The sequence below is a fragment of the Vibrio sp. ED004 genome, from assembly GCF_023206395.1.
Lineage (GTDB): Bacteria > Pseudomonadota > Gammaproteobacteria > Enterobacterales > Vibrionaceae > Vibrio.
This window is the reverse complement of the sequence record NZ_CP066149.1, coordinates 3,700,569-3,712,775: the sequence shown is the minus strand read 5'-3', so window position 1 is coordinate 3,712,775 and position 12,207 is coordinate 3,700,569. Positions and strand designations below refer to the sequence as shown.

11 protein-coding genes are annotated in these 12,207 nt (G+C 43.0%); 9 read left to right on the top strand and 2 right to left on the bottom strand.

From position 1 onward, the window contains the following. Nucleotides 1-11: 11 nt before the first annotated feature. Nucleotides 12-857 (bottom strand): DNA ligase, encoded by an 846-nt coding sequence (locus ITG10_RS16985; RefSeq protein ID WP_348983559.1) that lies wholly within the window; start codon nucleotides 855-857, stop codon nucleotides 12-14. A gap of 333 nt (nucleotides 858-1,190) precedes the next feature. Between ITG10_RS16985 and ITG10_RS16980 the strand changes: the two genes are divergently transcribed. From ITG10_RS16980 to ITG10_RS16940, 9 genes are all read left to right on the top strand, one after another. Further along, complete coding sequence (locus ITG10_RS16980; protein ID WP_017631387.1) at nucleotides 1,191-1,520, top strand: STAS domain-containing protein; 330 nt, start codon at nucleotides 1,191-1,193, stop codon at nucleotides 1,518-1,520. 62 nt (nucleotides 1,521-1,582) lie between these two features. After that, on the top strand, nucleotides 1,583-2,416 hold the full coding sequence (locus tag ITG10_RS16975; protein ID WP_248386547.1) for an OmpA family protein: 834 nt from the start codon (nucleotides 1,583-1,585) through the stop codon (nucleotides 2,414-2,416). Next, nucleotides 2,413-4,242 carry an SLBB domain-containing protein gene (locus tag ITG10_RS16970; RefSeq protein ID WP_017631385.1) on the top strand — a complete coding sequence of 610 codons (1,830 nt, stop codon included), beginning with the start codon at nucleotides 2,413-2,415 and terminating at the stop codon, nucleotides 4,240-4,242. Before ITG10_RS16975 ends, ITG10_RS16970 begins: the two co-directional genes overlap by 4 nt. Next, on the top strand, nucleotides 4,242-4,931 hold the full coding sequence (locus ITG10_RS16965) for a chromosome partitioning ATPase (protein WP_017631384.1): 690 nt from the start codon (nucleotides 4,242-4,244) through the stop codon (nucleotides 4,929-4,931). Before ITG10_RS16970 ends, ITG10_RS16965 begins: the two co-directional genes overlap by 1 nt. 554 nt (nucleotides 4,932-5,485) lie before the next feature. Next, complete coding sequence (locus ITG10_RS16960; RefSeq protein ID WP_017631383.1) at nucleotides 5,486-6,478, top strand: ABC transporter substrate-binding protein; 993 nt, start codon at nucleotides 5,486-5,488, stop codon at nucleotides 6,476-6,478. Between the two features lie 160 nt (nucleotides 6,479-6,638). Then, nucleotides 6,639-7,538: a proline/glycine betaine ABC transporter permease gene (locus ITG10_RS16955; RefSeq protein ID WP_017631382.1), complete on the top strand. Its 900-nt coding sequence runs from the start codon at nucleotides 6,639-6,641 to the stop codon at nucleotides 7,536-7,538. Further along, nucleotides 7,531-8,763, top strand: a complete 1,233-nt coding sequence (locus ITG10_RS16950; protein ID WP_017631381.1) for a glycine betaine/L-proline ABC transporter ATP-binding protein — start codon at nucleotides 7,531-7,533, stop codon at nucleotides 8,761-8,763. Before ITG10_RS16955 ends, ITG10_RS16950 begins: the two co-directional genes overlap by 8 nt. Before the next feature lie 378 nt (nucleotides 8,764-9,141). After that, nucleotides 9,142-9,546, top strand: a complete 405-nt coding sequence (locus tag ITG10_RS16945; RefSeq protein WP_017631380.1) for an Hpt domain-containing protein — start codon at nucleotides 9,142-9,144, stop codon at nucleotides 9,544-9,546. Nucleotides 9,547-9,768: 222 nt separating this feature from the next. Continuing rightward, nucleotides 9,769-11,280 carry a sigma-54 dependent transcriptional regulator gene (locus ITG10_RS16940; RefSeq protein WP_017631379.1) on the top strand — a complete coding sequence of 504 codons (1,512 nt, stop codon included), beginning with the start codon at nucleotides 9,769-9,771 and terminating at the stop codon, nucleotides 11,278-11,280. Between the two features lie 55 nt (nucleotides 11,281-11,335). Here ITG10_RS16940 and ITG10_RS16935 read toward each other — a convergent pair whose 3' ends face one another. Further along, a complete protein-coding gene (locus ITG10_RS16935) occupies nucleotides 11,336-12,130 on the bottom strand; it encodes a hypothetical protein (RefSeq protein ID WP_248386545.1) in 795 nt (264 codons plus the stop codon). Between the last annotated feature and the right edge of the window lie 77 nt (nucleotides 12,131-12,207).

Here is a 12,207-nt window from a genome sequence, read left to right as displayed (position 1 = left end):
GATTAAACAACTCAATAGTCACTCTTCTCTCTGACAAACCTTGCGAACTTTGGCTTTCCGTTTTGAGTGAGGCCGTTGTAGCGAAAAGTAATACGACTACCAATCTCGGGTGGCGACAATCTCATTTTGTCAGTAAACCCGCTGCCAATGTAAAACTCAACGCCCTGCTCGTTGTGAACTAAGATTGAGCCCATCATTCCTTTGTATTTGCCCGTTCCGGTTTTATAACCAATCACTGTGGCTTCAGCATCATGGTGCCTTTTGAGTTTTAATAAGTCATTGCTGCGACCTGCTTGATAACGGCTAGTGATCTTGCGAAGCATCAAACCCTCGCCGTCTCGCTCATCTACGTTGTCTAGTTGGTGAAACAACGTTTCTTCATTCTTAATGGGTGAATGTTCAACATAACCGACGTGTGATTCATCGATCACGCTCACCCAATGCAATATGTTGTAATAACGCTTTTGGTAATCTCCGGCTGCACCTGGCATATCGAACAGCATGAAGTCGATCTGTAGCCAAGCGGTATCACTAGGTGTGTGATCTAACACCGTTGATTGAACAAGATGGAATTTCCCTCGTCCAGCCCAAAGCTCTCCCTCTAAGTGCACTTCTGGCAAGCTCTCTGTAAACCACTTTGGTGCGTAAATTCGATTACCATTTCTTGTATAAAGATGCTTTCCATCCCATAAAGCTCGAATACCATCGAGTTTCTCACTCGTCCAATACTCAGAGACATCTATCCCCTGTTTATAGGTATTGGCTAATACTAACTGTTCAGGCGGTAAATAAGATGAGTGAGATGGCAATGAAAATGCCAAGAGTGTTGCAACCGCCAGTTTGGTTAATCTCATCATCTATTCCCTATCCGCTTCCTGTTTTGATCTGCTATTTACTCGAGTATTTTTTCCTTCAAGTATTTTTATCCTATGTGGTCTCGAATTACGGTACGTGAGATTTCCTTAGAGATGCGATCCAATCTTCAGTCTTATTTAATCTGGCGTTTCATTCGCAATATCAATCAATTGTGACTCTCAAAAATTCATTCATTTTTACTTCTCATATTGAGAAGTGGCGTTTCTCAATATGACACTCTTCTAAGATAAAACTCTAACCTATTGAAAATAAACAATATAAAAGTTGGCACATTCAGTGCAATTCTAAACTCATGCATCCAAGGAGATATCATTATGGAATTACGCAAAATTGACCTAAACACAACGACACTGACTCTTTCTATTTTCGGTGATTTAGACGCAGCGGGTAGCCGCGATGCACAGACAGACATTGACGATGTGATTTCAAATGATGTTCACAAAGAGATTGAAGTCGATTTCAGTGAAGTGCAGTTTTTGGACTCTTCAGGTGTAGGTGCGATTGTTTATATGTTCAAACGCTTAACTGAACGTGAAAGAAATATGCGCCTAGAAAACGTATCAGGTCAGCCACTAGAAATTATGAATCTACTGCGTATTGGCCACGCTATCCCTGTTAACTCAAAAAATCCTACCAATTCATGAAGATCCACTAAGCTAGAAGTAACTAAAAATAATAATAAAAAGAAAAAACAAAGGACGTTGGCATGAAAAAACTTAAAAACTACATAGCCCTTTCTCTGTCTGTCCTAGTTCTGGGTTGCACAAGTTACCCAGAACAAGGCACCGGAGGTTTAGCGGAAAGTTACGACTCGATTAACTATCAGAACTCTGACTTCTCTCCTGTCATGCCCGACGAGCCGCTTGGTCCTGAACACGGACTACGTTTTGATTGGCAACTCGCAAAACTACATTTAGATGCCTTAATCCAAGAAGGTGCCCGCTGGTGCTTCCCTGCTGCCGTTGTTCAAGCCATCGAAAAGCAAAATCGTATCGCACGAGAACTGCAAGGTGGTCTGTTACTGGACGCTGCCAACGACCTTGTTATCCAAAGAAAACGCCTTAACGAACTTGAAGTCCAACTCGACTACGTCACATCGCAAGCACGCTGTGAACCGCCAAAAAATGAAAACCAATTCCGTATGCAGTTGTCTGTGATTGAACAGCTGTATGACCTGTTAAATGTTGATAACCAATTCGCGCAAGACTCTACCGAAGTGAATCCTAAGTACATGGGGAAACTGGCTGAAGCGTCTTACATTCTAAAAGAAAACAAATCGTTAGACTTAATTGTAACCGGACACGCAGATGCGACAGGCACTGAAGAATACAACGATAAATTAGCACTTGGACGAGCAAAACAGGTCGAACGTTACCTCACTATCTTTGGCCTTAGCCCACAACGAATCAAGGCTGTGTCTGTGGGTGAAACGGTACCGCTTTTTGATGGTGAAACCGCAGGTACTCTACTAACTAACCGCCGAGTGAGCATTGAAATTATCTCGCCTAAGAACGCAGCGAAGATGGGAGGTGCACTATGAAAACACTAATCACATTGTTCATCACATTCTCTCTTTTCTTTGCGAGTTTTGTTCAAGCTAATGACGAGTTTTCAGACGCTGTGCAAGTCGGTGACCTTATCCAAGTTAATGTTCCTGGCGAAAGCAGCCTAAATACTGGCTTTCAAGTCGATAAACGTGGGCGTATCACTCTTCCTGAAGTTGGAACAGTATTTGTTGCAGGTTACGACACTGAGCAGCTGAACAAAGTTGTCCTAGAGGCTCTGTCTACCGCTTATAAAGATCTTTCGAATGCATCTGTATATGTAAAAGAGCAACAGATCATTATTTATGTTCAAGGTTACGTAGAACAGCCGGGCGAATACACGCTTGCGTTAGGTTCTAGCATCCAAATGGCGTTGTATGCAGCGGGCGGTTTACGTCCGGGGGCACAGCTCGACAAGCTGATCTTAAAACGTGGCGCCGATAAGAAAGAGTTCAACTACAAACGTTTTCTGGATTCTGGTGATGAAGCTAATCTACCGCCCCTGCAATCGTTAGACTCTTTGTTTGTTCCAGCCTCTCCACTAGTAGGCAACATCGAGCAAGAGTTTGATGCAGCAAAGCTTGCTAACTCTGGTGACAGTGCGGATTCTCGCAACGCGATTAAAGTGTTTGGTGAGGTAAACGCACCCGGGTCGTTTACTTACAAAGAGAACACCGACCTAGTTGATGTGCTGATGCGCTCTGGCGGCGTAACCCGTTATGCCAGCGTCGAGCAAATTCGCGTCATTTCGAACAACACACCTACTTTGTTTAATCTTAAACGTTACCTAGATTCTGGGGATGAAAGCTTGTTGCCCGCTCTTCAACCCGGCTCAACCATTTTTGTACCGAAACAAGAAGAAGAGATTAAATCGGGTGCGAACATGGTTTACGTAATGGGTGAAGTTGCTGCTCCCGGCGCTTTCGAAGGTAAAAGAGACGCGACCTTCATGGATATCCTTGCGAATGCAGGCGGCCCGACTCGATTTGCAGAATCACGACAAATCCGTGTAATCAAAGCGGATGGCAGAGTGCTTAAGTTTGATTTAGCTGCGTATACAGAAGGCTTACCTAACTCTAACCCACCTAGCATTAAAGCTGGCGATGTGATTTTCGTTCCAGAGAAAACCGACATGAATGAGAAGTCTTGGTTGAAGATTACGCCAGACAGAGCGGTTAATGTTATTGGTGAGGTAAACCGACCGGGTCGTATTGAATGGTCAGATGAAATGAACTTCATGGGACTATTGGCTCACGTTGGTGGCCCTACGCTACGTGCTGACACCTCGAAAATTGAAGTTGTGACGGGTAGAAAGCTAGTCGTGTTTAATCTGGATGATTTTATTCGTAATGGTGCGCCACGAAATCAAATGCCTCAAATTCGAGCGGGTTCTATTGTGCGTGTTCACGACTTACCACAAGATCCTTCAGACAATAAATCACAATGGGTTCGTCAAAGCTCAGATGCGTCAATCTACATCTTCGGGCAAGTGAATGCACCTGGTCGTTACGTGTTTAACGACAACATGACCATCTTAGATATCTTAGATATCTTAGCAGAAGCGGCGGGCCCTGGCCCTACTGACAATGCTTACGTAGAGAAAATTACTATTGTGAACATGTCTTGTTGCCAAGGCCAAGCTCGAACCTTCGATCTTGTTGAGTTCAGTAAAACGGCGAACATCTACAACCTAACAGTGCTGCGTGCAGGTGATACGATTTACATTCCAGACCGTCGTGAAAGCTTTATCGAGAAAGCCCGTGTTGGCTTAGATGACATCCTCCGTATTACCACCACCATCGTGTTAATAGGAGCGTTATAATGACTATTTCAGCAACGCATGCCGAAGTTGAACAACTGTACTTAGCTTCAGAACTGAATGGACAACGCTCAATCTGTGTGACGGCTTGCCACTCAGGTGACGGCGTAACATCTGTCGCAACGGCATTGGCCGAACGCTTCTTGTTAGCAGGTCACTCTACCTTGTATGTTGACCTCAACTTATTTAACTCTGCGTTTAAGAACTTGCACATGCTTGAAGAAGAACACACAGCGCAGCTTATTGAGCACGTAGTGTCTCAACGGATGTTTATTGGTGTCCCTGCTCCGCAAGTTGCATCAACACAGCTTGCTTATAAAGATCCAGCGACACTTAAAAAAGCTGTGACTCAATGGTTAAGTAAATACGACCGTGTCGTCATCGATACCTCGCCACTGCTTAATATCAACAAAGGTAATATTCCAGCTCAATCTGTTGCAAGCGCGTGTGATTGTGCGTTACTTGTCGTTGCTTACGGTGAAACGTCGACTCATCACCTAGAGCAAGCCAAGAAGCTTCTCGATGCACAAAGCATTTCACTGATGGGTTGTGTGATGAACATGAAGAGCAACCCAAGCTTCGCTCAAGAGCTGATTCGACAAATTAATCGAATGAAGTTTCTGCCGTCTAAGCTTCGTGACCGCCTAGCCAACAAGCTTTATCAAAATGAGTTTTTGAACCTACCTATGTAGCATCTCTTATAAGGTATGACTGCTGTCATTTTAAAAGTGACAGCCTCCACTCTGGTTGGTGTTAGAAGCAACTTACGCTCTGCCTGAACAAATCTTAGTTTATTATTTTTGGCGAAATTAATGCTAAAAATAAGATTTTTAAGAACATTCAACGCATTTCACACACGCCAATTATGGTCTTACCACCTTCAATTCCACTCAAAGATCAACAGCCTTTGGCCTAACTTTCGCGGTAATGTGACACAGACTGTTAAAGCGCCATGTAAATCGCATCAAAGATGGAATTCGTACGATTATTCCCTAAGATTATAAATAGAGGTGGTTTTTGACGAATTTGTAATAGTTTGACAAAGTTATCCGATGGCTGTGAAACACAGTGGATAAATCAAGCAAATCACACTTTATGCTTTGTTGGTTTACCTACTCATACTCCCACCATCCCTCCTTCTGCTCAAATGGTTCAAATACACGGAAAGGATCACCATCGAGCAATTTAGTTAGTCAACAGACCTTGATTAGCTTGGTTGTATTATTAAAGAGAAAGGAAACTCAATATGAAATACAAGTTAAGCTCCGTATTTTTGTTAGTTGCAGCAGCCTGTGGTCATGCTAACGCTGGAGAATGTGGCAGCGTAACAATCGCAGACATGAACTGGAACTCTGCAACTTTAATCGCCAACATTGACCAATTTATCCTAGAACACGGATACGGTTGTGATGCTGAACTTATCCCTGGCGACACAATGCCAACTGGCACGTCGATGATTGAGAAAGGCCAACCGGATGTTGCACCAGAGCTTTGGAGTAACAGCCTTAAAGATGCCCTTGATAAAGGTGTTGAAGAAAAACGTCTTCGCTACGCAGGTAAAGCACTTGTGAATGGTGGTGAAGAAGGTTTTTGGGTTCCAGCCTACCTCGTTAAACAAAACCCAGAAATGGCAACCATTGAAGGTGTACGTAAAAACGCATCTTTGTTTAAGCACCCTGAAGACCCAGATACATCCGCATTTTACAGCTGCCCAGCAGGTTGGAACTGTCAAATCAGTGCCGCGAACTTGTTTGACGCACTTAATCTAGAAGACAGTGGCTTTACTATTGTCGACCCAGGCTCGAGTGCCGGTTTATCTGGTTCTATCGCGAAAGCTTACGAACGTGAAGAAGCTTGGTTTGGTTACTACTGGGCACCGACTGCGGTTCTTGGTAAGTACGACATGGTGAAAGTCGACTTTGGCAGTGGCGTTGATAAAGAAGAGTTCATCAACTGTACCACTCAAGAAGGCTGTGAATCACCAAAAGCGACCATGTACCCGCCTTCACCTGTCCACACTATTACCACTGAAAGTTTCGCGTCACGCGCACCGGAAGCGTATGACTACTTTACAAAACGTGGTTTCACCAACGATAAAATGAACGCACTTCTTGCTTGGATGGAAGACAACCAAGCCGATGGTGAAGAAGCGAGTATACATTTCTTAAGCGAATTCCCAGAAGTATGGCACCCATGGGTTTCAGACGAAGTCGCTAAGAAAATTGAAGCTGAGCTGTAACTGCTAGATTTTAAAACTAGCTATATTTCAGCAAAAACTAGACTTCACTAAAACGGAAATAACGTCGCTATACTTGATGTTATTCATAATTCGGAGCCTTGTTCTTACACGTATTCTGTGAGTATTAAGGACAAGTCGCACCGAACTATAAGGATATAAAATGGCCGACAGCAATTGGTTATCAAGCTTTCCAGAGATGGAACGCTCTGATTTACGAGCAATAAAAAAAGCGCTAGATGGTGCTTACCGCGAATTTTCCCGTGAATACGGCGAAACGATTGAATCATTATTTGACCCTCTTCTCTCTTTCCTTGTTTGGTTTGAAAAACTCCTCATTTCTACTCCGTGGCTGATCGTTCTTGGTGTGTGTACTGCCTTGGTATACGCCGCGAGTCGATCATGGAAACTGGCATTAGGTTGTGTCGTTTCACTGTTTCTCATTGGTTACTTTGGAATGTGGGAAGATACCATGCGGACACTCAGTATCATCACTGTGTGTACCTTAGTCTCGATTTTCCTCGGCATCCCGATTGGTATTGCGATGGCACGTTCTAATCGTGTGCAATCCGTCGTGACACCGTTACTCGATATCATGCAGACCATGCCTGCATTCGTTTACCTGATCCCAGTGGTTATGCTACTTGGTATCGGTAAAATCCCAGGTCTAATCGCTGTAGTTATTTACGCAATCCCTCCTGTAATTCGTCTAACTAATTTAGGCATCCGCTTGGTTGATAAAGAAGTGCTAGAAGCGGCAACCGCCTTTGGCGCGAGCAAGAAACAGCGTTTGTGGGGTGTTCAATTACCGCTAGCTATGCCAACAATTATGGCGGGAATCAACCAAACTATCATGATGGCACTGTCGATGGTGGTTATTGCGTCTATGATCGGCGTTAAAGGCTTAGGCCAACCAGTTCTTAAATCCATTACCAACCAATACTTCACTTTGGGCTTGATGAACGGTTTTGCCATCGTTGCCCTCGCGATTCTATTTGATCGAGCTTCACAGGCTTATGCGCGACGCACCAATGCGCACCTAGGAGGATTCAAACATGACTAAACCATTAATCGAAATTAGTGGCCTGTTTAAAGTGTTTGGCCCTAAGCCGCAGTCGGTGATGAACCGAGTTAAGAACGGTGAACACAAAGACGAGATTCTTGCAGATACCGGCCATACTATTGGTTTGAAGGAGATTAACCTCGAAATCAATCGTGGCGAAATCTTCGTTATCATGGGGCTTTCAGGTTCTGGTAAGTCGACCTTGATTCGACACTTCAACCGTTTGATTGACCCAACCGAAGGCAAGATCACGGTTGAAGGCATTGATGTAATGAGCCTCAACACTAAGGAATTGGAAGAGTTCCGTCGTCATAAAATGTCGATGGTATTCCAGCGCTTTGGCCTAATGCCTCACCGAACTGTGGTTGAAAACGTTGCATACGGATTGGAAGTTCAAGGCATCAAGAAAGAAGACCGTTTAGCGAAAGCGAACGAGTGGTTAGAGACTGTGGGTTTGAAAGGCTACGGTAATCAGTACCCTGCCCAACTGTCTGGCGGTCAGCAACAACGTGTCGGTTTATCACGCGCTCTGTGTACTAACGCTGAAATCTTGCTGATGGATGAAGCCTTCTCGGCTCTCGATCCGTTGATTCGTAGCGAAATGCAGGACCAACTTATCGAGCTGCAAGAAAAGCTTCATAAGACGATTGTTTTCATCACCCATGACTTGGACGAAGCTCTGCGCTTAGGTGACCGAATCGCAATCCTCAAAGACGGTGAGCTGGTACAACAAGGTACGCCACATGAGATTCTTTTGAACCCTGCCGATGATTACGTCGAAGCGTTCGTAAAAGACGTTAACCGTGCCCGAGCATTGACTGTAGAAACAGTGATGCAGCCTCCCCTCTACCGCATTACTTCGGAAACCATTGAAGGTGCTCTTGCTCAGATGAAGATGCTGAAAAACGATTACGCTTATCATGTGACCGATGACGGCTATCAGGGCTTAGTGACCCAAGAAAGCCTGCAAGACGCGGTTGAAGATTCCTCAGTGCATGATTTCAGTGAAGAGATTTACGAAGAAGTGCCAGCGGTGTTGCCTGACGCTGTAATCGAAGAAGTTCTGCCAGACACCATGTCTTGTGACTACTCTCTTCCTGTTGTCGATGAGGACGGTAACCTTAAAGGTGAACTTGAGAGAAGTGCTGTAGCGGATATCTTCTCTGAAAATAGCGAGGAAGAGGTAGAACCTTCCCCAAAGCCAAAGATTGATAAAGCCTCTTAGCCTGAACGCTATTTTTCTTTAATTGGACAGAATCTATCCTTAGCGTAACTGGATTCTACGCACCAACTTAACCTAGGCCACTGCATTGATTTGATGCAGTGGCCTTTTGTTTTGTTCAGCCTTGTCTAAGGCCGCTCCTCTTTGCGAATCGTTTGTTAGACACTTAAGTTTATATTTCACAAGTAAAAACACTTAAAATCAACTTGTTACATCCATAGTCTGAGTGTTCCAAAACGTCCCTCAACACGATTTAATTCCATAGTTTTTAAGGCAAGCAGTTGAAATTATTCTAGAAAATGACTAAAACTTAATAGTACCAATGAATATTAAGCTCAAGCAGACGTATTGGATTACGACTCAACAAAAGGACTTCGTTTGATGAATTCGACTTTAACGTCAGACACACCTCAAAATGTAACTAACCAAGTAGGCCTCGAGCTTGTTGATGAAAGCGTTCTGGAACAAATGATTCGAGACACCAGTGCGGACATTATCCCCATATTAATCGACCATTACGTGGCAGAATCACAAACTCGTTTAGTGGCGATTAGAGAAGCGACAAGCAATCGAGACGCTCAAACACTCGAATTCGAGGTCCATACTCTCGGAAGTACGGCGTTATCATTGGGAAATCGCCCTTTGGGAGAGCTATCTCGTGCTCTAGAAAAGCAATGTTTAGAACAAAGCCATGATTTGGCATTCCAACAAGTTGATGAATTACTCGAACTTGCAGAGCGTTCAATCAAAGCCTTGCTTGAAAGAAAAGAGGCAGGCTTCAGTTAACTTGGTTGTTGCACATCGGGATCAAATGAACACTCAACATAGTCGCTGTTAATACAGTTTCCATTAAGATGCGAACCATCATGAACGACAATACAAAAAATCATACAGGCCGCTTGTTAAGAGATTGCATGCGGTAGATAACAAATACACATGACTCGTATTGATGGTTACCTATCACTATGTTATTGATTGGTTAGGATAAAGTTTCAAAAGGAATATACAATGCGCCCTAAAGTATTGTTAGTTGAAGACTCCACCTCACTCGCCGTACTCTACAAGCAGTACGTAAAGGACGAGCCCTACGATATTTTCCACGTCGAAACCGGCGCGGAAGCTAAGGCTTTTATTGAGAGGCACGCCCCACAGCTTGTTATTCTCGATCTCAAGTTACCCGACATGCCAGGGGAAGAAGTATTAGATTGGATTAGCGCAAATGAAATACCGACCGCCGTCATTATCGCGACAGCACATGGCTCAGTAAACATTGCGGTAGACCTTATTCAGCGCGGTGCAGAAGACTTCTTAGAAAAGCCCATTCAAGCCGATCGACTCAAAACTTCTGTTCGCTTGCATCTAAAGAGAGCGAAACTCGAAAACCTTGTCGATAACATGCAAAGCAAGTTCGATCGTGACCGATTCCATAATTTCATCGGCTCTTGCCTACCCATGCAGGCGGTTTACAAGATCATTGATTCCGTCGCCCCTACCACTGCTAGCGTATTCATCAATGGCGAAAGTGGTACAGGTAAAGAAGTATGTGCTGAAGCCATTCACCAAGAGAGTCAACGTAACGGTAAACCCTTCGTTGCCATTAACTGTGGTGCTATCCCTCGAGACCTAATGGAGAGCGAAATCTTCGGTCACGTAAAAGGTGCGTTTACCGGTGCAACAACCGACCGCAAAGGCGCGGCGATGCAAGCCGATGGTGGCACTCTATTTCTTGATGAGCTTTGTGAAATGGAGTTAGAGATGCAGAAGAAGCTATTAAGATTTTTACAAACTGGTACTTTCATACCATTAGGTGGCAATCAAGAAATCAGAGTTAATGTCAGAATTATCTGTGCAACCAACCGTGACCCTCTGGTCGAAGTTGCAGAAGGCAGGTTCCGTGAAGATCTTTACTACCGTGTGCATGTTGTGCCAATCGAGATGCCACCTCTAAGAGAACGTGAGGGGGACATTATTATTTTGGCCGATTACTTTCTGGGACTATATGCTAAAGAAGATAACAAAAAATTTGATTCAATAGATATAGAGACGCAAAATATCCTCAAACGATATAACTGGCCGGGTAATGTACGCCAGTTACAAAACGTAATTCGTAATATTGTAGTTTTAAATAATGAAGCTTGTATAAGAAAGGACATGTTACCACCTCCTATCAACTTAACAACCGTTCCACAACCGATGTCAATAAAAAAAGAAAACCAATTGAGTGAAGCCTCATTAACAATGATCGATAAGTTTGAAACCAGAAACCAGAAATATCTTGAAAAAGCACTAGCAGATAAAAACAAAGCGTCCTCCGTACTAACTCTGATTAGTAATAATGGTAATGTTCGACCTATGTGGAAAATAGAACGTGAAACGATTCAACATGCTATAAATTATTGTGATGGGAACGTAATTAATGCTGCCGTATTATTAGAACTTAGCCCTTCTACAGTTTACCGTAAGAAACTGATTTGGGAATCAGAAGACGGGAATAAAAACATCAAAAACTCTTACACTTAGCATTATTTTACACATAACAATAAGCGAGATTAACAATAACCTCGCTTACTTATAATTATTGTGAAACATTCATTGAGAACGTCGTTCCTGGATTGTTGATTGACGCTGTTAAATGAGCATCATCGTTAGACTGGTTAACAGTAATGGTTGCATTATCGGGAAGGCTATTGGCATAAATATACGCATAAGCATTGTCCCCGTTTTGATTTACATTGGTGGTTACATACGAAGCATCACCATATAAGTTAAGGCTTAGGTTAACATCTACACCATTTTGATTTAAGTTATACGCACTTGAATCAGTATTAACACTAAGATTCAGATTAGCATCACTATTAACCGTTGTATCATTCATATTGATTACGTGATTCACAGTATTGCTATCACCATTAACTGACATATAAGCACTAACGTTACCGGTAGTGTCATAGGTCGACGTTATTTGATTACTATCACCCTGAACATTGTGTGTCATTGTCAGCCCCTTTGGCTTAATAGTGTCGCCAACAGTGATGGTAGAAATATTACTGTCGCCAGAATGATGTATGTTAAGGTTATTCCAACTGCTTGAATCTATCTGACCTGTATCTACATTTATATTAATGTATGCACTGTTGTCATTCCCATTTTGGCTTGCAGTGAAAGATGTAAGGCCATTCAAAATAGCATTTTCAGGGAGAGTGGTTGAATCTGTCTTTTGAATTTTATTTCCAGCCCCGGCTGATTGCGTAATATTTACTTGGCTTAATTGCTCAGCATTATCGAATTGCTGAATTCTAATTTCATTTGCATTGACATTTAATGATATTATTACAGCTAAAGTAGTCGTTGTATAAATATAACTTTTCATATTAAATTCCTTCTTCATATATCCCACAATCCTACTTCTAACACATAACATTTTATGTTTAGGGTGGCATTGCAACA